Raw genomic sequence first — 21,983 nt, forward strand, 5'->3', positions numbered from 1 at the left:
GATTAGCTCGTGAATATAGTATAGTAAATTTCAGGCTATACTGAAATAGAAAATTTTATAAAAAAGGTATAAAATTCAACTTTTTTAATGTAATTTTATACCTTCAGCTATTATTCAAACGGAAAAAGCAATTTCTGGCACTTTGAATCAAACATATTTTCTTCTGTCACAGTGACGGTTTCAGTTACTTTTTTCTCGCTGGCCCCTCTGTTACCAGTAGAGAGCTCCCACGCAGACTTCACGCCCAAATACCCCATGGCAAATGGATTCTGTACGATCAGCGCGTCAATCGTTCCTGCCTCCAGCATTTCGATCGCAGCTATATGATTGTCAAACCCCACAACTGCGATATCTGTCTGTTGTCCGATCTCCTTCACTGCATCTCCAACTCCAAGCGTAGTCCACTCGTTGAATGTGACGATCGCATCGATATTGGGATTTTCCTTGAGCATCTCAATAGTCCTCTCTTTTGTCTCCACCCGGTCAGACGGAACTTTGATCCGTTTTTCTATGATCGCTCCCGGTTCTTTTATGATGGTGTCAAGAAATCCTTTTTCTCTTTCCTGTCCATTCTCAGTATTTTCATCAAAATTTACAACTGCGATCCGAAGATTGCCCTCTCCTTTTTTCAGCAGTATCTCTGCCGCCTGCTGCCCTGCCGCATAATTGTCCGTGCCAATCCTCTGCGACACCTTGTCCGAATTGACATCACTGTCCACAACGACCACTTTGATCCCGCTGTCTGCAGCCTTGTCCAAAAGCTCTACAGACTGGTTGTAATCAATGGCAGATATGATGATAGCATCAACCTCCCTGTCAATCGCATTTTTTATCATCACATTCTGCATTTCAAAATCCTCCTCATGCTGTGGTCCTTCGTACTGGAGCTCCACATTAAACTCTGCGGCTGCGGATTTTGCGCCGGCATACATGCTTTTGAAAAAAGAAGAATTAGTGGATTTTGTGATCATAGCAACTTCTTTTCTTTCATTCTTCCTGTCCGTGCACCCTAAACCGCAGGTCATGGCCACCAGGGAGAGAACGAGCAGGATCAATCTTTTTCTACTTTGTTTCATCCGGAGCCTCCTTGATTATTGGAAAACGGATCGTTATGGTAGTGCCAACATCCAGCTCACTCTCAATCCAAATTCCATACTCATCACCAAAAAATATCTTTATTCTGTCATTCACATTTTTAATACCAATGCCGCTGCTGTCACTTCTTTCCTTTTTTAATATACTCTCACACTGCTCTTTTGTCATACCCGCGCCATTATCTTCTACACTGAATACAATATCGTTCTCTTCGCGCTTTGCAATGACCGTGACCTTTCCTTCGTCAACCATTCTTCCTATCCCGTGATAAATGGCATTTTCCAGAATCGGCTGCAGTGTAATTTTGTTGCACAAATAATCAAGAATGGTTTCATCTACAATAAACTCATAGGTAAACTGATTTTTATATCTGTAGCTTTGAATTACAAGGTAGCTCTTTGCGTGATTGATCTCATCTATGATAGGAATCAATTCTTTGCCGCGGCTGATACTGATCCTAAAAAGCCTGGCAAGGGCGCCCACCATCTTCACCGCATCTTTTGTCTTTTCCTGCTCACACATCCACTGTATGGAATCGAGCGTATTATACAGAAAATGTGGATTGATCTGCGCCTGCAGTGCCTTCAGCTCCGTCTTTCTCAATGAAATCTCCTCTGTCTTTACTTTATTGATGAGTTCCCGGATCATATATACCATATGTGCAAATGACGAGGACAGAGAGCTCACCTCTGAAATCCTGCTGTCCATCTGATAATCAAATTTTTCCACATCTGTCTCAAACTCCTGCATTGCACCTGCCAGATTCCGGATGGGTCTTGACAAAATCCTGGAGAACACGATACAAATTCCCGCTGACAGGAGAATGCCTGCAAATGCAATCGCAAACACCACTGAGGCGATACGCCCGATCTGTTCATCTATCATCTCAGACGTATAACTTACACCTACGATTCTCCAGTCACCGCTCTCCAGTGTTTCCATTGCGTAAATAACATCTTCCTGCGGATGCACCCCGTCTTTTAACCGGCTCAGCTTTTGCGCATCCTCCTGTTTCATCCCTGCAAAGAGCACCTGCTGCTGCGGATGATATACGATTTCTCCCCTTTCATCCATAATGAAACAATACCCTCTTTGTCCTATCTTGATATTGTCCACATAGGATGCAAGAGAAGAAAACTGAAAATCAACGGCAATATAAACCTCCTCAGGATAAAACTTAAGTCTGCCCTGCCGCGCCACTGTCACTACCCACGGATATTCTCCTGCAAACACATTCTGTACATGCGGTTCCATGATAATGTATTTGTCCGCGTTTTCATATATTCCCTTATTAAAAGAGAGATTGCCGGCTCCGGACTTCAATGTTTTTCCGTTCGCACCGTAATGCAGAATATTTCCTTCTTTATTAAAGATAAATATAGCTGCAATATCATTTCTTGTACCAGAGGACAGGTCAAGCTGATTTTGGATATCCTCCGAGAAACTGAGTGTGGAAATTCCGGAAATAATGTTCTCCAAATCCTTCTCCATTCCCCGTTTGGTGATTTCGATCGTATCCGATGCCTGACTCACAACCTGCCTCGAGTTTTCCTGTGCAGAGCTCATCAGATTTCTTTTACTCATACTGATGAACATCTGGGCAAGCGCAAGGATGACAAACAGACACAGGCCTCCGATACTGATGGCGAGCATGGCTGACAACGATATTTCTCTTTTTCTCTTTCTCATACTTTTTCCGCCTTTGCGGCTTCCTCACGCATCTTATTCGGTGAAAGCCCGTAAAATCGTTTAAAACAATAGCTGAAATAATGCTGTTCACTGTATCCGCACTGCGTAGATATCTCCAGCACTTTCATGGATGTGCACAAAAGATATTCTTTTGCCTTTTCCATCCGTTTCCTTGTGAGAAGACTGACAAACGTCTCACCTGTATTCTTTTTGATGATCGCACTCAGATAGCTCGCACTCACATGCAGCTTATCGCTGACCACTGCCATGGAAAGTGATGTATCCGAATACTCTTCATCTATCAGCCTTAAGACCCTGTCGCAGATCACTTCCGAGTTTGCCTTCCTCTGACTGGAGATCTGGTTTCTCGCCTGAACACAGATTTGGATGACTTTCTGTTTGATCGATTCATTTGTTCCGGCATCATCATCCTCATTCCAGATAGAACACCTCCGCAAAAATTCAGCTGCCGCCTCCGGCTCTGATGCCATATTGACTGTGCGGTAGACACAGGATAAAATCTGGACCATCAAAAAATCAATGCTGTATTTCCATGTCCGATCCTCCTCCATCTCCTCAAAAAGTCCCATTAAAAACCGCTCTATTTCCCAGCGCTCCCCTGTCTTTATCAGATGGTCCAATTTCGCGACCGTCTCCTCAATGCCTTCATATTTTATCGCCTGCTCGGGCGAGATGTCAGAAATAAACTGTACTTCACTCTCTTCATCCACATACTGTATCGCCGCCACAGCCTCCTCATAAGCTGCACCTGCAAAAGTAAGCTGGTCAAACTGATGGCTGACCCCCATTGCACACTTCAAATCCAGGATCCTCTCCGCACTTTGGATCACTTCCATGGATAAAATATGAAGGTATTTGTGGATACTGCGTGCAGTGGCAGAAATCAGAGTAACAATCTTTCCTCTGGAGTAAAAACTGCTGGATGTCACATATTTATCCAAAATCTGACTGACAAAGTTTACATGCTCTGGCCCTGTTTTATTCTTTCTTTTATCATCCTCCAACAGTGTGACCACAACAACATACTGAAATTCTTCACCAATATTTTTTCTCACCCCAAGATCCACTGCCTTTTTTTCCAGGGAATCCACATCCTCCGCTGATTTTGCAAACGGAGCTTCCGCATCCATAAAAATGGGCATCAAAAATTCTTCCTGCTCCAACTGCCGGATCCTGTCTTCCCGATATCCCAGATTGGTTCCTTTTAAATCTTCAAACTTCTGGTCTATCTTCTCTTTTATTACTTTCATTTCCTCAGTCAGCTCGTTTGCTGAGATTGGTTTCAGCATATAGCTGATGATATTGTACTGGATGGCCTTCTGGGCAAACCGGAAGTCGTCGTATCCGCTCAAAAAGGCAATCTGCATGGAAGGACGGATTTCTCTTGCCTGCCTTGCAAGTTCAATGCCGGAAACAAACGGCATTTTTATGTCCGTGATCAGAAGGTCTGGTCCAAGCTGTTCTATCAACTCCAAAGCTTCTGCACCATTTTCCGCTTCACCTACCACTGTAAACCCAGCGCTTTCCCAATCGACTTTTTGTATGACAGCTTTTCTCAATTCCTCTTCATCGTCTGCAATCAGTACCGTATACATTCTATTCTATCCTCTCCTGTCCTTTTCACTATCATATATGATTATATCGTTTTCTCCCAAATTATCAAACATTTAATTCCAAACTATGTTAGAATTATACTATCATTTTTTCATTCATGGAGGTATCTTATGTCTACAAAAACCATTTTTATAAGCGGCTCTTCCAGAGGCATCGGAAAAGCCTGCGCCCTCCTCTTTGCCCGCAACGGATGGCATGTATTTCTCAACGGCCGGAAACAAAGCGATGATCTTCTAAATGTATTCCGTCAGATCAAGGAGGAAGGACTTGGCTCCTGTGAAATGCTGCCCGGAGATGTCTCGGATCCCAATACCGTGGAGGAGCTTTTCCGGCATATCTCAAAATCCTGCCTTTCCCTAAACGGCACACCTGCCCTGGATGTACTTGTAAACAATGCCGGGATTTCCTATCTAGGACTTCTTACTGACATGACAAATGAAGACTGGAGACATTTACTCGACACAAATCTGTCTTCTGTCTTTTACTGCTGCCGCTGTGCAATCCCTGCCATGGTATCCCAAAAATCCGGAAAGATCATCAACATCTCCTCCATGTGGGGCACATCCGGAGCTTCCTGTGAGGCAGCCTACTCAGCTACAAAAGCCGGAGTTCACGGGCTTACACGCGCACTTGCCAAGGAGCTTGCTCCCAGCAATATCCAAGTGAACGCTCTGGCGTGCGGGTGTGTCGACACATCTATGAACTCCTCCTTCACAGAGGAAGAGCGAAAGACTTTGGAAGAGGAGATTCCGATGGGACGTTTTGCATCTCCTTGGGAAACCGCACAGATGATATATGAACTTGCCGGAAGTCCACAGTATTTAACAGGTCAGGTCATTGGCTTTGATGGCGGATTTTTGTAAGCCTCAAGATATCTTTATAACGTAAAAGGAGACACCATCTGCGATGGTATCCCCCTTTTACGTCATTTTTATGGTCAAATACTCCCATCTATTTGATAAGTCTTTGTATCTTTCTGCTCTCTTTTGTACCTGCCTCTTTTAAAAGCTCAAAAAGCAGCGCCTCATATGTGGTTACTATGGCTCCTTCCTGCTTTGCCCTCTCTATAGCATACTCTTTGTCCGTTTCCTTCCTGCTGGAAATACAGTCCGTCACAAGCACAGGAATCATGCCGTCCGCTTTGGCATCAATCAGCGTCTGCAGCACACAGATATGAGATTCTATTCCGCACAAGATGACAAATTTTTTTCCCTTTGTGAGCTCTCTGATGTCCTCCCATGCACTGAATGAAATTTTTTCCACATACTCGTCCGACTCAACGACTTCACGGATTTCCTTTACCGTATCGCCAAGCCCTCTCGTGTACTGCTGCGTCACGATGATCGGCACCTCCAGCATGTGGACTCCTTTTAAAAGGATCATGGAGTGCTCCAAAAGCGCCTCCTTTTTTGACATGACCGGCATCAGTTTTTCCTGATAATCCACAGCCACAACAACGGCCTTATCCCTTTCAATTCTCATCTATTCCATCTCCAATTCCACAGGACAATGGTCAGAACCCATAATGTCCGTCAATATCCTTGCATCTTTTAAACGGCCTTTCAGGCAATCGGATACGCAGAAATAGTCAATTCTCCACCCTGCATTCTTTGCTCTTGCACTGAATCGGTAGGACCACCAGGAATAGATGCCTTCTTGGTCCGGGTAAAAATAGCGGAACGTGTCAATAAATCCGGCACGCTTTACCTCCCTGAATTTTTCTCTCTCCTCATCCGTAAACCCAGCGTTTTTCCGGTTTGTCTTTGGATTTTTCAAGTCAATCTCCTCAGCGGCCACATTGAGATCTCCGCAAAATACAACCGGTTTTTTCTCCTCCAGCTTTTTCAGATAAGCGAGGAAATCCTCTTCCCACTGCATCCGGTAAGGCAGTCTTGCAAGTTCATTTTGAGAGTTCGGCGTGTATACTGTCACCAGATAAAACCCCTCAAACTCCAAAGTGATGACCCGCCCCTCCTTGTCGTGCTCTTCCATGCCAATCCCATAGGCAACGGACAATGGCTCCTTTTTCGTGAACACAGCGGTTCCGGAGTACCCTTTTCTCTGTGCATAATTCCAGTACTGGTGATATCCTTTAAGTTCAAGAACAAGTTGTCCTTCCTGCATCTTTGTTTCCTGGATACAGAAAATATCTGCATCCGCTTTCTCAAAGAAATCCAGAAACCCTTTTTGCACACAGGCGCGGATCCCATTTACATTCCATGATATCAGTTTCATTCTCTATCCTCCGTCTTGGTCTTTTTATAGATGACTTCTTTTAAAAACAATCCGTGGGCCGGGGCAAGAAATCCTGCATTCTCCCGTTTCTTTTTGGCGAGGATCACCGGGATATCTTCTGCCGTTTTCTCCCCTCTTCCCACTTCCAGCAATGTCCCTGTCAGTATGCGCACCATATGGTACAAAAATCCGTTTCCATGATAAGTAATGTGCAGTAAATTTCCTTCTTCCCGAAATTCGATAGCATAGATATCCCGGATGTTGGACTTTTCCTCTTTTTTATCGCAAAAGGCAGAAAAACAATGACTGCCGAGAAGAAACATGGCTGCGTGTCTCATCTTTTCCACATCCAAATGCTTTGGATGATGGAATGCATATTTTCTCCAAAACACATCCGGATAAATCCCTCTGTCAATATGGTACTCATATTTCTTTTCCGCAGCTGAAAGTCTTGCATGAAAACCATTCTTTACAAGCTCGATCCTGTACACACAGATATCCGAGGGCAGGTTTTCCTGCAAACTTAAAAGAATGTTTTCCTCATCCAGTTTCCTGGAGACCTCAAAGCTTGCGGTCTGGCCAAGAGCATGCACCCCTGCATCTGTTCTCCCGGAACCGTGAATCCTGACAGGATATCCGACCGCGTCCGAAAGTGATCCCTCCAATATTCCCTGAATGGTATTTCCTGTGGTGCTCTGCCTTTGCCACCCTTGATAGTTTTTCCCGTCATAGGAGACTATGATCTTGTAGGTCCTCACCCTTTACTCCTCTTCGTGAATTTCAATTTCGTAAAATTTCTGCCATGTGCCGCCCGCATCCAACACATTTCCACAGCACTTATCTTCCAGTTTTCTGTTAAAAGAAAGTCCGTCCGCTCTTCCGTACCAAGGCTCGATGCTCACAAATGGGACGTCGTCTCCCGGCATGGACCAAACACCTACGATCGGCGTCTCAAAAGATACGGTAAGATACTCTTTCTTCTCTGGTGTACAGTATGTGATCTCATTGATCTGGCTGTTTTCCATCAAAAGCGCATCGTTGTCAAACAAATGTCCCGTGAGAGCAAGATATCCGTTTCCTTTGCCGTCCGGTATCAATGCAATCGTGTCTTTCTTTTCCTCATCGATCAGGCAGTATTCTAAGTTTACTGCAGTGGAGACTAATTTCTCTACGCCTTTAAACTTCAGGAAATTCTCACTTCTTTTTGATCCGTCGATCGGGATGTTGAATGCCGGATGTCCGCCAATGGAAAAATACATTGTCTCTTCCCCTTTGTTCTCCACTTTCCAGTAAACGCGCATCCTGCTATTTTTCAGTACATACCCAACGCTCAGCGCAAATGCAAACGGATAGCTTTTTTTCGTCTCCTCATCTGCCTTCAGGCCAAACCAGAGCTCGTCCTTTTCCTGTCTTACCACCTCAAATACTCTGTCTTTTACAAATCCGTGCTTACCTATCTCATACTCTTTCCCTCCATACAGATAGCTGCCCTCCTTGCACACGCCGATCGTAGGGAAGAGAAGAGGGGAACGCCTTCCCCAATATGTTTTGTCCCCGTTCCAAAGAAGATTTTTCCCGTCCGATTTTCTCACGATGGACTGCAATTCAGCTCCAAGGTCCGCAATTTCAACTTCCAGGTACTTGTTCTCAATCTTATAGTTCATTGCCTTTCTCCTTTCATCAAAAAAGAGGGCTGCCCCTCTTTATTTATCCAATATTTTTCTGATCTCATCCATGAATGTATTGACATCTTTGAATTCACGGTACACAGATGCAAACCTTACATAGGCTACCTCGTCCAGACTCTTTAATTTGTCCATGACGATCTCGCCTACCACGCTGCTTGGGATCTCTTTTTCCTCCCGATTAAACACAGCGGTCTCTACCTCGTTGATCGTCTTTTGAATTTCATCGGCAGAAACCGGTCTTTTATAACATGCGCGCAGAACCCCGGCCTCGATTTTCGCACGGTCATACTGCTCCCTGCTGTTGTCCTTTTTAATGATAATAAGCGGGATCGTCTCTACTTTTTCATATGTTGTGAATCTCTTTCCGCATACATCGCAGGAACGTCTCCTGCGGATGGAATTTCCGTCGTCCGCAGGTCTGGAATCAATGACCCTTGTATCCGGGTGACTGCAATATGGGCACTTCATGGTCGTTCCACCTTTCTTCCAAACTTTAAATTCAGTATATAATGGAAGACAAGGAATTGTCAAACTCTTCTGTCTCATTTACAGCTCTTCAGACATTTTTCTTCCTTTATCTCTACCAATATGATATCTTCTCCTACCTGTCTGATGCACTCGACAGGAATAATGTACTCTGCCTCATACCCTAAAATCCCACAGATCTTACACGGCCCCGGAACAATGATCGCCTCTATCTTTCCACAACACAGATCAAAGATCATGTCCGTCACACATCCCAAACGTCTGCAGGTACAGACATTGATGACTTCTTTCCTCCTCAATTCGCACAAACGCATATTGCCACCGCCATCTCCCTTTTGTTATTAAGTTATGACAGTCCCCTTTATTTATTGACGATCTTGAGGATCTCATCCATCATTGCACCGGCCACTTGAAGTTTTGACATTTTCTCGAGCTTTATCTCCTTGTCTTTTGTGAGCAGTGTCACTATATTTGTGTCTGTTCCAAAACCTGCTCCTGCTTCTTTTAGATTATTCGCTACGATCATATCCACATTTTTCTTTTTCAGTTTTTTTCTGGAATTTTCCACAAGATGTTCTGTCTCCATGGAAAATCCGCACAAAAACTGGTCTTCTCTTTTATGCTTTCCAAGATAGGCGAGGATATCATCCGTCCGCTCAAACTCTATGGACAGATCTCCTTCCTTTTTTTTCACTTTCTCATCACTGTACTCTTTTGGCCTGTAATCTGCCACTGCAGCGGCTTTCACGATAATATCCATCTCTCCCGCCATGGATGTGACAGCATCAAACATCTCCTTTGCAGATGTTATATTTTTCACTTTTACAAACGGCGGAGGGGAAAGATTTGTCCTGCCGCTCACAAGCGTTACATCCGCGCCGCGCAGCATGCAGATTTCTGCCACCGCATATCCCATCTTTCCGGTGGAGTGGTTGGTAATGTACCGCACCGGGTCAATGGATTCCTGTGTCGCCCCTGCAGTCACAAGCACCCGCTTTCCCTTCATATCTTTTTCCATCGCACACGCCCTCAAAACATAGGAGAGAATCTCCAAAGGCTCCGGCATCTTTCCTGATCCTACATCCCCACAGGCAAGGTACCCGCAGGCCGGTTTTACAACTTCCATTCCATATTTTTCCAGTGTTCGGATATTGTCCTGAGTCACCGGATTTTCGTACATATTTGTGTTCATGGCAGGGACGATGATCTTATGCTTTCTGCACGCAAGCATAGTCGTGGTGAGCATATCGTCCGCAATTCCGTGTGCAAGTTTTGCGATGACATTTGCTGTGGCCGGAGCCACGACAGCCACATCCGCCTTTTTTGCCAAAGACACATGTTCAACGTGAAATTCAAAATTTCTGTCAAATGTATCCACGATACATTTATGGCCAGTCAGTGTCTCAAAGGTGATCGGGTTGATAAAATTCGTTGCATTTGCTGTCATGATCACGTGCACATCTGCTCGCTGTTTTATAAGAAGGCTTGCAAGCATAGCGCTTTTGTATGCTGCAATCCCGCCTGAAACGCCAAGCAGTACAGTTTTTCCTTTCAGCATTTTTTGTCCTCCTCATCTATTTCGTATTTTGTCAATTGTTTGCAGATTACTTGCCGCATGTTCCAATGCATGGTATACTTTTCGCTGTATTGTATTGTATCTCATTACGAGAATGATAACAAGGAGGAAACTAAATAATGAAAAAAAACAAAAAAGACACCCGATGGATGGTCAGTGTTGCACTTATGGCAGCCATTATCATTGTCCTTGCGAACACTCCGCTTGGCATGATCCAACTGCCGGTCATTAAGGCGACAACCGTACACATTCCTGTCATTTTAGGCGCACTGCTGTTTGGTCCCCTGGCCGGAGGCATTCTTGGCGGCGTATTCGGCGTCTGCTCCCTTGCGAGCAATACGATGGCCCCAACACTTTTATCCTTTGCCTTCTCGCCATTTCTTAGCACCACCGGACTTTTAGGTTCTTTAAAAGCAGTCTGGGTTTCTGTCGGATGCCGTATTCTTCTCGGAGTTGCGGCTGCATGGATCTGGATCCTGGTCACAAAGTTTTTAAAGAATCAAATTCTTTCTCTTGTAGTTACAGGGTTTATAAGCTCTATCCTGCACACTTTTTTGGTCATGGGGAGTATTTATCTTTTATTTGCATCCCAGTATGCGCAGGCAAAAGAGGTGGCTGTAACAGCTGTATGGGGACTTATCATGGCAACCATTGCGACTTCGGGCATACCGGAGGCCATCGCAGCCACAGTTTTAGTAGCTGCCGTCGGAAAAGTGCTGCTGAAATTTACAGCCAGGTTAAAACTTCCGGTAAGACAGCATTAAATTTATTTGTACTTGTATGTAAACTATGATATAGTAATGAGAGCATATTGAGGATACCGTAAAATCTGAAAATGTTTTGCGGTGTCCTCAGTTTTTTAATTTTACAGAAAGAAAAGGAACAATATGAATTTTAATGAATTGAACTTAAGACACGAAATACTAAGAGCCATTTCAGAACTTGGGTATGAGCACGCCACAGATATTCAGTCCGGCTCCATCCCTCCGATCTTAAACGGTCATGATGTGACCGGGCGTTCTGCCACAGGCACAGGGAAGACAGCTGCATTCGGTCTTCCGCTCATCCAGAGGGCTGCAGAAAACGGCGAACGGGCAAACACATTGATTCTGGCCCCGACACGGGAACTGGCCCTGCAGATCACAAAGGAACTACGGAAGTTTTCCAAATATCTCTCCGGCATCAGCATTGCCTGTGTGTACGGGGGAGAACCGATCCAAAGACAGATAAAAGCATTAAAAAAGGCGCGGATCGTTGTGGGAACCCCGGGACGTATTATGGATCATATGCGCAGACATACCTTAAAACTCTGCAATCTGCGCACAGTTGTTCTCGATGAGGCGGATGAAATGCTCAACATGGGATTTGTGGACGATATCCGCAAAATCCTCCTCGATACCCCAAAGGAGAGACAGACCATTCTTTTCAGCGCAACCTTGTCCCCTGAAATTTTGAAGATCACGGAAGAATTCCAGACAGACACTGTATTTATCAAGGCTGACAAAGGAAAGAAGTCTGCCCCTGACATCCGGCAGAATTTCTATTACCTGCCTTCCTCTAAGAAAACAGATGCCCTGAAACTGCTTCTTGAATACCTGACCCCTTCTAAATGCCTTGTATTCTGCAATACCAAAAAGACAGTGGATGAGCTTTCTTCCAACCTGAAAAAAAGCGGATACCGCGCTGCCTCTCTCCACGGAGATCTGCGCCAGAGCCAGCGCACTGCCATCATGGATGATTTTCGAAACGGCCACGCCAAAATCCTCATCGCCACAGACGTAGCTGCCAGAGGAATTGACATTGACGATGTGGATATGGTATTCAATTACGATATCCCGCAGGAGCTGGAGTACTATGTACACCGGATCGGAAGATGCGGGCGCGCGGGCAGAAAAGGGGAGAGCCATACACTTGTGTCCGGCCGCAGACAGTTTGAACAGCTCAAAAAAATCGAGCACTACACAAAACTTCCTATCCGTGAGCAGACACTCCCAAAAGTGGAAATGATCCTGGAACACCAAAAACAGCTTTTTGCCCAAGAGCTCCTTCATCTTTCCTCCCAAGAACTCTCCCCGGAATGGGAAACTTTTGTAGAACAGCTGCAAAAAGAAGGATTGAGCGCATCAAAGCTTGCGCAGATACTCCTCGCAAGATCATTTAGAAAAAACAAACGTCTTGACTCCATTTGTCAGGTAGAGTGTTTGCGGGTACCAAGGATGCCAAAGCGAAACCAGTCCGTCAAAAAATATTCCGGCATCGAAAAAGACAAAAAGAGAAGGAATCCTAAGAAGGATTCCTTCTCCAAAAAGTTTCCCGCAAAACTTGCACGCCATTCCCGAAGGAAAAAGTAAGGTTTATAGAGACATCACCTTTTCACTTTCAAATGCTTTGACGATCACACCGCAAAGCAGTACTCCCAGCACGATCGTCATGCCCAGTGTGATTCCATACTCGGACATGGCGATTTCCTGTGTGAGTATTTCTTTCATGGCAAGTGAACTGTTGTAGACCGGAACGCAGTAAGAAGTAAGGTCTGCGCCCTTTGTGGAGAACATGGTCAAAAGCCCCACAACAAGAATTACCATATAAGCAGGCGTCACATAAGTGTTCGCCTCTTTTATTGTCTTTGCAAACACAGACAACAGCACAATGATCGCGGAATAGAGGAATGCCAGCGACACGAGCAGTGCACCAAGCATCACACCCTGTTTCGGGCTTAACTGGATATTCAAAGTTTCCCCTCCTGACATCATCGGCATTGCAGCGATCATAGCCCCAAGATAAATGACGGAAGAAATTCCGGAAATCACCATCAGTGCAAAGACTTTGCCCAGAACAATACTGCTTCTTCTCACAGGTGTCACAAGAAGGCTTGCCATGGTACCTCTCTCTTTTTCCCCTGCGATCATGTCGGTTCCAATACCCATCGCACCGGCAAAGAGAAGAATTGTGATCAGATACGGCAGCATCATGCCAAGCGCCTTGCCGCCTGCTTTTGCATCGTCCTGGATCACCATATCCGGATTGTCTGAATTCACATGAAACACTGCAATATTGTCAAGACTGCCTACCCTCTCACTCAAAAGCGACTGTCTGTACAACTCAAGTATGCCACCTGAGATCTCCTGGAATGCAGAAGAGGAGTATTCCTCGGACGGATTATAATATGTCTTGATCTGAGGCACTGTATCTCCTTCTTTATAATCACTGACTTCCATTTCAAAATTTTCCGGAAATTCAATGATAAGGTCAGCGGTTCCATTCTTAATCTCTTCCTTTGCATCATCCATATCCTCTACATTTTTCACATCGCATTTTGTTTGGGACGCCTCCAGAAATGCCTGAAAGCTTTCCGGCTCATTCATCATATACACAATGGAAGTATGTTCCTCAATATCGTCCGCCATATTCTGGGACAGACTATTGATAATTCCAAGGATACCAACCATGATGATCACGGGAAGGAAAAATACGGAAAATATCATCTTTTTGTCCTTAAAGATCCTTGCCATCTCTTTATTAAATATTTCTTTTACCCCGTTCATTCCTTATGCCCCCTTCTTCGCTTTGTATAACTCAAAGAATGCCTCTTCCAAATCCTGGCCGCCGGTCTTTATAAGCAGTTCATTTACAGTGCCTTCTGCCACCTTTTCCCCGTCAATGATAACACCGATCCTGTCACACAATTTCTGTGCCTCGGACATAATGTGTGTGGAAACAATGACGACTTTCCCGTCATCTCTTAATTTCCTAAGATAGTCCGTCACACTTCTTGCCGTGATGATATCCAGCCCATTTGTCGGTTCGTCAAAGATGATGACCTTTGGATCGTGTACAAGGCTAACGGCAATGGCTGCCTTTTGTTTCATACCAGTGGACAGCTCTTTGATCGGTTTGTGGGCAAAGTCCCGGATTCCAAAGTAGGAAAACAATTCTTCTTTCCTGGCCTTGAGCCTGTCTTTTGGAACATTGTGCAGTCTTCCAAAAAAGTCAAACAGATAATCCACGGAAAACTGTGGGTCCAGCTTAATATCGCTTGTCAAAAAGCCAATACTTCTTCTGACAGCCTCAGAGTCTTTTCTTGCCTCATGGCCTTCCACAACAATCTCTCCGTCCGTAGGTTTTATGATGGTTGCAATGCAGCGCAGCGTCGTCGTCTTTCCGGCACCGTTTGGACCTAAAAGTCCGTAAATCTCCCCTTCTTTTGCCAAAAAAGAAAGATGGTTTACCGCAACTTTTTTCGGATTCTTTGTATGTGATTCCTGCATCTGCTTTTTATTCAATCGATAAACCTTAGTCAGATTTTTAATCTCAATCATAACGTTTCCTCCCTGCATTTTGTATTACTTAATTAATACAATAATATTCTTCTTTTTTAGTCTTGTCAACTGATTTTTTTATTCTATCATACCCCCCCCCCGAAAATTTCAACACTTTATCTTTTCACTTTCCATATTTTCGTATACAATATACTTACCTTCTCTAAAGAGGAGGTTAGAGAGGAGAATTGAAATGAGAGAAACAGTATTATTATTTAACTTTAAAGATAAGCAGAAACTTTTAAATGTGGAGCTTGTTCTTTTTCCGCTCAAGGTGCGGATCAAGAAGGTGGACAAAAAAGACTACCTCCAGCCAGTTGGCCTCTTCGCTGGCTCCAAAGATGTGGAGGCTGTGGACAATCTCTATGACGGCGATGAACTCGAAAAAGAAATGATGATCTTCTGCAACCTCCCGGAGCAGAAATTAAATCTTCTTCTCTCCGGGCTTAGAAACAGCAAAGCAGGACCTATTCCATACAAGGCTGTTCTGACAAGCGTAAACCAGCACTGGAATGCACTCCGCTGTTTTGAGGAACTCAAAGCCGAGCATGCAGCCATCACCAAGAAAGAACTCACAGAATTTTAACTGCAAAAAGTCCTTAAGATACCAAAATGATTTTCATCTCTTAAGGACTTTTCTTTGTTACGCAAACTGGCTTTCATAGAGGTTCGCATAAAACCCTCTCTTTTCAAGCAATTCTTCGTGCGTACCCTGCTCAATGATATTTCCATCCTTCATGACCAGGATACAGTCTGCTTTTCTTACTGTGGAAAGCCTGTGGGCCACAATAAAACTCGTCCGACCTTCCATCATCTTTTCAAATGCCTGCTGGATCATGATCTCTGTTCTTGTATCAATGGAAGAGGTTGCCTCGTCCAAAATCAACATAGGAGGAAGTTTCAGCATTACCCTTGCAATACATAAAAGCTGCTTTTGCCCCTGAGAGAGGTTTCCGCCGTCTTCTGTGATAAGCGTGTCATATCCATGCTCCATTCTTTTGATAAAACTGTGGGCATGCGCAGCCTTTGCGGCATCTACGATCTGCTCCCTCGTCACATCCCCTTTTCCATATGCAATATTCTGGGCAATGCTGCCGGATTTCAGCCATGTCTCTTGAAGCACCATCCCATAGTTTTTTCTGACACTGTCCCTCTTGATCTCCATGATGGAATTTCCGCTCATATAGATCGTCCCCTCATCCACATCATAGAAACGCATCAGAAGATTGATCAGCGTTGTCTTTCCACATCCAGTTGGTCCTACGATCGCAATTCTCTGTCCCGGTTTTACGGAAAGGTTTAAATTCTTCAAAAGCTTTCTGTCTTTTTGATAGGAGAAGGACACCTTGTCAAGTTTTAGACTTCCATCTGCCTTTCCTATCTCCAGTGCTGCCACGCTGTCCTCTTCTTCTGTCTCCTCATCCAAATAGTCAAACACACGTTTCGCGCAGGCAGCCGCATTCTGCAGCTCTGTCACCACACCGGAAATCTCATTAAACGGCTTTGTGTACTGATTTGCATAGGTGAGAAAACAGGAAAGCTGTCCTACACTGATTGCACCTCTGATTGCACCAAGCGCCCCCATAATTCCCACTCCTGTATATACAAGATTGTTGACAAAACGTGTACTCGGATTCGTGATCGAGGAAAAAAAGGTTGCCTTTAAACTGCACTCCTTAAGCCTTTCATTGATCTCTTCAAACTCTTTAAGCGCCCGCTCCTTATACCCAAATGCCTGCACTACTTTCTGGGCACCCACCATTTCATTGACCAGAGATGTCATCTCGGCCCTTGTCTGTGACTGTCTGTGGAACATGGTGTACGTGCGCTTTGCAATGAACCCGGCCACAAAAAAGGACAACGGCGTGATAAGAATGACAACAAGGGAGATTTTGACGTTGATGGACAGCATGAACACCAACGTGCCAACGATCGTTACAACCCCTGTGAACAGCTGGGAAAATCCCATTAAAAGTCCGTCCGAAAACTGCTCCACATCCGTAATGATCCTGCTGATGGTATCCCCGGACGGATGGCTGTCCACATACTGCAGCGGCAGTTTCTGGAGATGTGCAAAGGCCATCACGCGGACATCGCGCACTACCCGGAAGGTGATCGTATTGTTGCACAGATTCATCATCCACTGGGCTAGTGCTGTCACTATAATGACCACTGCAAGCTTTCGCAGAATTTCCAGAATTTTCACAAAATCCACGTTACCCTTTCCGATGATCTCATCCACCGCATTTCCCACGAGAATGGGTGCATAAAGTGTCAGTGCCACTGATACCACTGCAAACAGAAGTGAAAAGAAAAGATAATGCCCGTACGGCCGTATAAGCCCAGCCACCTTTTTCCATACCCCATCTTTCTTACGCATGTTTCTCCACCTCCTTATTGGACATCTGAGAACGGCAGATTTCCTGATATACACTACAGTTTTTCAAAAGCTCTCCGTGCGTTCCCATACCTACGATCTTTCCGTCATCCAAAACAAGGATGCAGTCTGCGTGCATCAGTGTTGATGCTCTCTGAGAAATAATAAAAACAGTCGTATCCTTTACATGTTCACGTAAAGCTTTGCGCAGTTTTGCATCCGTGGCAAAGTCAAGCGCAGAGGAGCTGTCGTCCAAAATGAGGATTTTCGGTTTTCGCACAAGCGCCCTCGCAATCGTCAACCTCTGGCGCTGTCCTCCGGAAAAGTTTTTGCCCCCTTCGCTCACCATGGTATCCAGCCCTTCTGGTTTTGCAGCGATAATCTCCTCTGCCTGGGCAATCCTAAGTGCCTCATGAATCTCCTCATCGGATGCCCCCTCTTTTGCAAACTGCAGATTCTTACGGATCGTTCCATGGAAAAGGACAGATTTTTGGGGTACAAGCCCGATCATCTGCCTTAAATCCGAAATCTTGTAATCCTTCACATTTTTTCCAAACACCTTGACCTCTCCTTTAGAGACATCATAAAATCTTCCGATTAACTGGATCAGCGTAGATTTCCCTGCACCTGTTCCACCGATGATCCCCACAGTCTCACCTGGTTTCACCTGAAAAGTAATACCGGACAGCATCGGCTCCTTTGTATTTCCATAGGTAAATTCCACCTTGTGCATCTCCACTGCATAAGACTCAGGGTTTACGTCCTCCCTCAACTCTCCTGCAGTTTCCCCCTCTTCTCTGTCTGCATCCACGATGCCGGGCTTTAATGCAAACACTTCCACAATTCTGTTGCCGGAGGCCATCGCTTTTGTGAAACTTACGATCAGGTTTGCAAGCGCCACCAGGGCTAGCAGAATCTGTGTCATATAATTTACAAGCGCGATCACTTCCCCCTGCGTCACTTCCCCGCCATCCACTTTCAGGCCCCCATACCATACAATGGCGATGATGGCTGCATTTACAACAACATAGGTCAAAGGATTCATTAAAGCAGATATTCTCCCGACAAGCATCTGGATACGCAGAAGAAAAACACTTTTTTCCTCAAATTCTTTCTCCTCCTGCTTTTGTGTACAAAATGCACGGATCACACGTATACCTGCCAGATTTTCACTTGTGGACATTAACACTTCATCGAGTCCTCTCTGCACTTTTTTATAAAGCGGGATACTTACCATCATAATACCGTATATGATCACGGCCAAAAGCGGGACTGCGACAACAAATATCAGTGACAATTTCACATTAATGGTAAAGGACATGAGCATGGCCCCTACGACAATAAACGGTGACCGCAAAAAAAGCCTGAGTACAAGGTTTACCCCTGCCTGCGCCTGATTGATATCGCTTGTCATCCTTGTGATCAGAGTGGACGTTCCGACTTTGTCAATCTCTGCATAAGAAAGAGACTGGATATGGCTGAACATATCATACCTTAATCCTGTCCCAAAACCTGCTGCTGCTTTTGCCGCAAAATACTGGGCTGTCAGAGAACATGCCATGCCGAGAACTCCAAAAGCCACGAGAACTCCCCCCATTTTCATAATATAAGGGATGTCACGATTTTTAATCCCAACGTCAATGACAGAGGCCATCACCAGGGGAACCAAAAGCTCAAAACACGCCTCCAAAAGCTTGAATAGGGGCCCGATGATGCTCTCCTTTTTGTAATCTTTTAAATATGATATCAATTGAAACATGTTCTTTTCCCTTTCTTTGTACTCTGTTTATTATAAAATTGCTTTATCTTTTATGCAAGGCCATACTTTTTCTTGTTTTTTTTCCGTTTATTCACTATACTAAACTTATGTTTAAAAATTAACAAATTTAAAAAAGGAGATTACCCATGAGTGATTTTTATATCAGCGACGTGTACACTACAGCTCCTGACCCGAATGGACGTCTTCCAAAAGAGATGGCTGTCTACGATTTATTGAAAAAACTGAATATCCCTTTTGAACGCGTGGACCATGACCACGCAGATACAATGGAAGCCTGCGAAGATATCGACAAAAAACTCGGTGTGACCATGTGCAAGAATCTCTTTTTGCGCAATCAACAGAAGACAACTTTCTTCCTTTTACTTATCCCAGGCAACAAAAAGTTCCTCACAAAGGATTTATCCAAGCAGCTTCACATTTCAAGACTGTCCTTTGCAGAGCCGGAATACATGGAAAAATATCTGAATATCACCCCTGGCTCTGTGAGCGTCCTTGGGCTGATGAACGACAAAGACTGGTATGTAGAGCTGTTGATCGATAAAGATGTGCTGGAGAGCGAGTACATCGGATGCCATCCTTGCATCAACACCTCCAGTTTAAAGATCAAGACCTCGGACATCATGAAAAAGTTTTTGAAACATACCGGACACCATGCAACAATCGTGCGGCTGTAATTTTCTCTTTATATTGCACAGTTTTGCACATTATCATTGCTTTTTAAGGCAAAAAATTATATAATTTTTATATTATTCCAAAATGACAAGAAAGAAACAGAGGGAAAGCATATGAAGAAAAAAGTTGTAGTGGCCCTCGGCCACCGTGCACTAGGGACAACTCTCCCTGAACAGATGGTAGCGGTAAAAAATTCCGCAAAATCCATCGCTGATTTGATAGAGGCCGGATATCAGGTCGTCATCACCCACAGCAACGCCCCGCAGGTCGGCATGATTCACGCGGCGATGAACGAATTTGGGAACACGCACACAGAATACACTGCAGCTCCCATGTCTGTCTGCTCTGCCATGAGCCAGGGATACATTGGATACGATCTGCAGAATGCTATCCGCGAAGAGCTTTTGGACCGCGGAATCTTTCGTACTGTCAGCACTGTACTGACACAAGTACTTGTGGACCCTTATGACGAGGCATTCTACACGCCTACCAAAGTCATCGGACGATATATGAGCGCAGAGGAAGCTGCCGCTGAAAAGGAGAAAGGAAATTATTGTATTGAGGTGGAAGGAAAAGGATTCCGCCGCATTGTCTCCGCACCAAAACCTGTGGACATCATTGAAATTGACGCGATCCGCCTTCTTGTGGACGCAAACCAGGTAGTCATCGCTGCCGGAGGGGGAGGAATTCCTGTTCTTTTGCAGGGCAACCGCCTAAAAGGTGCAAGCGCTGTTATTGAAAAAGATTACACTGCCGGAAAACTTGCAGAGCTTATTGACGCGGACATGCTCATCATTCTCACCAATGACGAAAAAGTGTCCATCAATCTTGGAAAGGAAAACGAATGCGAGCTGGACAAAGTCTCCGTGGCACAGGCAAAGGCCTACATGGAGGAAGGGCAGTTCGGAAAACATGCCATGCTCCCTAAATTCGAGGCATCCGTCTCTTTTATCGAAAAACGCCAGGGAAGAGCAGCACTCATTACTTCTTTTGACAAGTTAAAAGATGCTGTGAAAGGCAAGACCGGAACTTGGATTTCTGAGTAAACATTTCTAAAAACAAAGAGGATAGGGCTGTCGGTTAATACCACTTTATACCCCTGCCACCTACAAATAAGATTATCCCGTGAATCCATGCTTTTTAAAGCTTTGAATCATCACGGGATAATCTTGTTTTTGCATAGTTACATTATTAAAGTTTTCTTATTTATTTCGTGTAGTTTTGCAAATTGTCTGATTGTAAATAATTTTTTTATCAAAAAACATTGATAATCTCTCTTGACCGTACAGTTACAGTACGGTTTATTATAAATCAAGAAAGAAAACAAGGCAAGCAGGAAGGAGGAATTATAGATGTATTTATTATTGCTGGTATTGATAGCAGGATTAAAAATGCTTTTATGCAAAGCATTTGCATTAGGCATTTTTCTGTTGCTGTTTTGGATTAAAGGCAGGCAGCTGCAATTCAATTCTGACAGGTGGGATGATTTTTTCTTATCTTTTCCGGCAAAAAGTGCACAAAAATGTACAATGTGGATATATTTAATAGCTGCAGCCATTTCTTCGGTTATCAGTTATTTTATTCTTGAACTGGCAGGATATCGGTACAGTCTGGGAATAGCAGTATTACTCTTTACAGTAGGATTAGCGGTTACAGCTTATAAATGGCATACAAAGGGAAAAGATTATTTGACAAAACGGTATCAGGAAATACCAAAGACAATTTTAGAAAGACGTGAAAGGGACAAAACATCTAAATGAACGAACAGTTTATTTTACGAGAATATCATAAAACAGACCATAGAGCATTAGAAAATGTGGTGCGCGAAACGTGGAAGTACGATCGGTTTTGTTCTCCTAAAACAGCAGAAAAGCTGGCAAAAGTATATTTGAATAGCTGTTTTGCCAACCAAACCTTTGTGAGAGTTGCGGAGATAGACGGTGCTCCGGTTGGCATTATTATGGGGAAAAATGTTGACAAACATAAGTGTCCGTTATCTCTGCGTATTAAATGGCTGAAATCCGTTGTCACACTGTACATATCCAAAGAGGGGCGAGAAATCTCAAAAATATTTAAATGCGTACAGGAAATTGATAAAGAGTTGCTCGCTGCTTGCAAAAAAGACTATAAAGGAGAATTGGCATTCTTCGCCATCAGCGAGAAGTGTCGCGGAAAAGGCTTAGGTCGAAAGTTATTCCAAACAATTGTTGATTACATGAAATCACAAAATATTTCTGAGTTTTATTTATTTACGGACACCAGCTGCAATTATCCATTTTATGAACATTTAGGATTGACAAGACGTTGTGAAAAGAAACAGGCTATTGATGTAAAGAAAGAAAAGGGGGATATGGTTTTCTTCATTTATGATTATCAGATAAGAACGTAAATTTCCTATAATTACGATAAGGTGAATGAAAACTATTATCAA

22 protein-coding genes are annotated in these 21,983 nt (G+C 44.1%); 8 read left to right on the top strand and 14 right to left on the bottom strand.

The genetic code is table 11. The features are described from left to right. Positions 1–110: 110 nt before the first annotated feature. Genes B5F18_RS09385 through B5F18_RS09395 form a run of 3 tightly spaced genes read right to left on the bottom strand, consistent with a single transcriptional unit; the run spans position 111 to position 4,400 of the window. On the bottom strand, positions 111–1,076 hold the full coding sequence (locus B5F18_RS09385) for a substrate-binding domain-containing protein (RefSeq protein ID WP_087157406.1): 966 nt from the start codon (positions 1,074–1,076) through the stop codon (positions 111–113). Continuing rightward, entirely contained in the window at positions 1,063–2,784 is a 1,722-nt protein-coding gene (locus tag B5F18_RS09390) for a cache domain-containing sensor histidine kinase (RefSeq protein ID WP_087157407.1), read from the bottom strand. The genes B5F18_RS09385 and B5F18_RS09390 overlap by 14 nt, the downstream gene beginning before the upstream one ends. Further along, complete coding sequence (locus B5F18_RS09395) at positions 2,781–4,400, bottom strand: response regulator transcription factor (RefSeq protein WP_087157408.1); 1,620 nt, start codon at positions 4,398–4,400, stop codon at positions 2,781–2,783. Before B5F18_RS09395 ends, B5F18_RS09390 begins: the two co-directional genes overlap by 4 nt. A 129-nt stretch (positions 4,401–4,529) precedes the next feature. Here B5F18_RS09395 and B5F18_RS09400 point away from each other — a divergent pair, with 129 nt between their 5' ends. Continuing rightward, positions 4,530–5,282 carry an SDR family NAD(P)-dependent oxidoreductase gene (locus B5F18_RS09400; protein WP_087157409.1) on the top strand — a complete coding sequence of 251 codons (753 nt, stop codon included), beginning with the start codon at positions 4,530–4,532 and terminating at the stop codon, positions 5,280–5,282. 88 nt (positions 5,283–5,370) lie between these two features. Here the strand turns inward: B5F18_RS09400 and B5F18_RS09405 are convergent, their stop codons facing one another. The 7 genes from B5F18_RS09405 to coaBC form a co-directional block, all read right to left on the bottom strand. Next, a complete protein-coding gene (locus B5F18_RS09405) occupies positions 5,371–5,901 on the bottom strand; it encodes an isochorismatase family protein (protein WP_087157410.1) in 531 nt (176 codons plus the stop codon). Next, positions 5,902–6,654 carry an exodeoxyribonuclease III gene (locus B5F18_RS09410; protein ID WP_087157411.1) on the bottom strand — a complete coding sequence of 251 codons (753 nt, stop codon included), beginning with the start codon at positions 6,652–6,654 and terminating at the stop codon, positions 5,902–5,904. Continuing rightward, positions 6,651–7,412, bottom strand: a complete 762-nt coding sequence (truA, locus tag B5F18_RS09415; RefSeq protein ID WP_087157412.1) for a tRNA pseudouridine(38-40) synthase TruA — start codon at positions 7,410–7,412, stop codon at positions 6,651–6,653. The genes B5F18_RS09410 and truA overlap by 4 nt, the downstream gene beginning before the upstream one ends. Before the next feature lie 3 nt (positions 7,413–7,415). Beyond that, positions 7,416–8,318, bottom strand: a complete 903-nt coding sequence (locus tag B5F18_RS09420) for an aldose 1-epimerase family protein (RefSeq protein WP_087157413.1) — start codon at positions 8,316–8,318, stop codon at positions 7,416–7,418. A gap of 39 nt (positions 8,319–8,357) precedes the next feature. Beyond that, complete coding sequence (gene nrdR / locus B5F18_RS09425; RefSeq protein WP_087157414.1) at positions 8,358–8,810, bottom strand: transcriptional regulator NrdR; 453 nt, start codon at positions 8,808–8,810, stop codon at positions 8,358–8,360. Positions 8,811–8,884: 74 nt separating this feature from the next. Beyond that, positions 8,885–9,142 carry a PRC-barrel domain-containing protein gene (locus tag B5F18_RS09430; protein ID WP_087157415.1) on the bottom strand — a complete coding sequence of 86 codons (258 nt, stop codon included), beginning with the start codon at positions 9,140–9,142 and terminating at the stop codon, positions 8,885–8,887. A gap of 47 nt (positions 9,143–9,189) precedes the next feature. Continuing rightward, positions 9,190–10,386, bottom strand: coding sequence for a bifunctional phosphopantothenoylcysteine decarboxylase/phosphopantothenate--cysteine ligase CoaBC (coaBC, locus tag B5F18_RS09435; RefSeq protein WP_087157416.1), 1,197 nt, complete (start codon positions 10,384–10,386; stop codon positions 9,190–9,192). A gap of 137 nt (positions 10,387–10,523) precedes the next feature. On the opposite strand from coaBC, the gene B5F18_RS09440 reads away from it, so the two are divergent. Continuing rightward, on the top strand, positions 10,524–11,168 hold the full coding sequence (locus B5F18_RS09440) for an ECF transporter S component (RefSeq protein WP_087157417.1): 645 nt from the start codon (positions 10,524–10,526) through the stop codon (positions 11,166–11,168). Between the two features lie 123 nt (positions 11,169–11,291). Beyond that, the gene (locus B5F18_RS09445; RefSeq protein WP_087157418.1) at positions 11,292–12,755 is read left to right on the top strand and encodes a DEAD/DEAH box helicase; all 1,464 of its coding nucleotides are present in this window, start codon (positions 11,292–11,294) and stop codon (positions 12,753–12,755) included. A gap of 3 nt (positions 12,756–12,758) precedes the next feature. Here B5F18_RS09445 and B5F18_RS09450 read toward each other — a convergent pair whose 3' ends face one another. Next, complete coding sequence (locus tag B5F18_RS09450; RefSeq protein ID WP_087157419.1) at positions 12,759–13,949, bottom strand: ABC transporter permease; 1,191 nt, start codon at positions 13,947–13,949, stop codon at positions 12,759–12,761. Positions 13,950–13,952: 3 nt separating this feature from the next. Further along, positions 13,953–14,723 carry an ABC transporter ATP-binding protein gene (locus B5F18_RS09455; protein WP_087157420.1) on the bottom strand — a complete coding sequence of 257 codons (771 nt, stop codon included), beginning with the start codon at positions 14,721–14,723 and terminating at the stop codon, positions 13,953–13,955. 193 nt (positions 14,724–14,916) lie between these two features. Between B5F18_RS09455 and B5F18_RS09460 the strand changes: the two genes are divergently transcribed. Next, positions 14,917–15,309, top strand: a complete 393-nt coding sequence (locus tag B5F18_RS09460) for a DUF3783 domain-containing protein (RefSeq protein ID WP_087157421.1) — start codon at positions 14,917–14,919, stop codon at positions 15,307–15,309. A 57-nt stretch (positions 15,310–15,366) separates the two neighbouring features. Here the strand turns inward: B5F18_RS09460 and B5F18_RS09465 are convergent, their stop codons facing one another. Both B5F18_RS09465 and B5F18_RS09470 read right to left on the bottom strand, forming a co-directional pair. Next, entirely contained in the window at positions 15,367–17,103 is a 1,737-nt protein-coding gene (locus B5F18_RS09465; protein ID WP_087157422.1) for an ABC transporter ATP-binding protein, read from the bottom strand. Beyond that, positions 17,096–18,859 (bottom strand): ABC transporter ATP-binding protein, encoded by a 1,764-nt coding sequence (locus tag B5F18_RS09470; protein WP_087157423.1) that lies wholly within the window; start codon positions 18,857–18,859, stop codon positions 17,096–17,098. Before B5F18_RS09470 ends, B5F18_RS09465 begins: the two co-directional genes overlap by 8 nt. Before the next feature lie 146 nt (positions 18,860–19,005). Here B5F18_RS09470 and B5F18_RS09475 point away from each other — a divergent pair, with 146 nt between their 5' ends. From B5F18_RS09475 to B5F18_RS09490, 4 genes are all read left to right on the top strand, one after another. Further along, positions 19,006–19,554, top strand: coding sequence for a prolyl-tRNA synthetase associated domain-containing protein (locus B5F18_RS09475; protein ID WP_087157424.1), 549 nt, complete (start codon positions 19,006–19,008; stop codon positions 19,552–19,554). A gap of 111 nt (positions 19,555–19,665) precedes the next feature. After that, positions 19,666–20,598 carry a carbamate kinase gene (gene arcC, locus B5F18_RS09480; protein ID WP_087157425.1) on the top strand — a complete coding sequence of 311 codons (933 nt, stop codon included), beginning with the start codon at positions 19,666–19,668 and terminating at the stop codon, positions 20,596–20,598. A 306-nt stretch (positions 20,599–20,904) separates the two neighbouring features. Further along, a complete protein-coding gene (locus B5F18_RS09485; RefSeq protein WP_087157426.1) occupies positions 20,905–21,312 on the top strand; it encodes a hypothetical protein in 408 nt (135 codons plus the stop codon). Further along, positions 21,309–21,941, top strand: a complete 633-nt coding sequence (locus tag B5F18_RS09490) for a GNAT family N-acetyltransferase (RefSeq protein ID WP_087157427.1) — start codon at positions 21,309–21,311, stop codon at positions 21,939–21,941. The genes B5F18_RS09485 and B5F18_RS09490 overlap by 4 nt, the downstream gene beginning before the upstream one ends. The last annotated feature ends 42 nt before the right edge of the window (positions 21,942–21,983 follow it).

It is taken from the genome of Lachnoclostridium sp. An181 (assembly GCF_002160325.1).
In the GTDB taxonomy this organism is placed as follows: domain Bacteria; phylum Bacillota; class Clostridia; order Lachnospirales; family Lachnospiraceae; genus An181.

Bases quoted from the DNA above. Each gene is read 5' to 3' on its own strand.
- B5F18_RS09430 (WP_087157415.1), bottom strand. From the start codon at position 9,142: ATGCGTTTGTGCGAATTGAGGAGGAAAGAAGTCATCAATGTCTGTACC.
- B5F18_RS09445 (WP_087157418.1), top strand. From the start codon at position 11,292: ATGAATTTTAATGAATTGAACTTAAGACACGAAATACTAAGAGCCATT.
- B5F18_RS09395 (WP_087157408.1), bottom strand. From the start codon at position 4,400: ATGTATACGGTACTGATTGCAGACGATGAAGAGGAATTGAGAAAAGCT.
- B5F18_RS09455 (WP_087157420.1), bottom strand. From the start codon at position 14,723: ATGATTGAGATTAAAAATCTGACTAAGGTTTATCGATTGAATAAAAAG.
- B5F18_RS09400 (WP_087157409.1), top strand. From the start codon at position 4,530: ATGTCTACAAAAACCATTTTTATAAGCGGCTCTTCCAGAGGCATCGGA.
- B5F18_RS09450 (WP_087157419.1), bottom strand. From the start codon at position 13,949: ATGAACGGGGTAAAAGAAATATTTAATAAAGAGATGGCAAGGATCTTT.
- B5F18_RS09390 (WP_087157407.1), bottom strand. From the start codon at position 2,784: ATGAGAAAGAGAAAAAGAGAAATATCGTTGTCAGCCATGCTCGCCATC.
- nrdR (WP_087157414.1), bottom strand. From the start codon at position 8,810: ATGAAGTGCCCATATTGCAGTCACCCGGATACAAGGGTCATTGATTCC.
- B5F18_RS09440 (WP_087157417.1), top strand. From the start codon at position 10,524: ATGAAAAAAAACAAAAAAGACACCCGATGGATGGTCAGTGTTGCACTT.
- B5F18_RS09485 (WP_087157426.1), top strand. From the start codon at position 20,905: ATGTATTTATTATTGCTGGTATTGATAGCAGGATTAAAAATGCTTTTA.
- B5F18_RS09410 (WP_087157411.1), bottom strand. From the start codon at position 6,654: ATGAAACTGATATCATGGAATGTAAATGGGATCCGCGCCTGTGTGCAA.
- B5F18_RS09420 (WP_087157413.1), bottom strand. From the start codon at position 8,318: ATGAACTATAAGATTGAGAACAAGTACCTGGAAGTTGAAATTGCGGAC.
- B5F18_RS09470 (WP_087157423.1), bottom strand. From the start codon at position 18,859: ATGTTTCAATTGATATCATATTTAAAAGATTACAAAAAGGAGAGCATC.
- B5F18_RS09405 (WP_087157410.1), bottom strand. From the start codon at position 5,901: ATGAGAATTGAAAGGGATAAGGCCGTTGTTGTGGCTGTGGATTATCAG.
- B5F18_RS09465 (WP_087157422.1), bottom strand. From the start codon at position 17,103: ATGCGTAAGAAAGATGGGGTATGGAAAAAGGTGGCTGGGCTTATACGG.
- coaBC (WP_087157416.1), bottom strand. From the start codon at position 10,386: ATGCTGAAAGGAAAAACTGTACTGCTTGGCGTTTCAGGCGGGATTGCA.
- B5F18_RS09490 (WP_087157427.1), top strand. From the start codon at position 21,309: ATGAACGAACAGTTTATTTTACGAGAATATCATAAAACAGACCATAGA.
- B5F18_RS09385 (WP_087157406.1), bottom strand. From the start codon at position 1,076: ATGAAACAAAGTAGAAAAAGATTGATCCTGCTCGTTCTCTCCCTGGTG.
- arcC (WP_087157425.1), top strand. From the start codon at position 19,666: ATGAAGAAAAAAGTTGTAGTGGCCCTCGGCCACCGTGCACTAGGGACA.
- B5F18_RS09475 (WP_087157424.1), top strand. From the start codon at position 19,006: ATGAGTGATTTTTATATCAGCGACGTGTACACTACAGCTCCTGACCCG.
- B5F18_RS09460 (WP_087157421.1), top strand. From the start codon at position 14,917: ATGAGAGAAACAGTATTATTATTTAACTTTAAAGATAAGCAGAAACTT.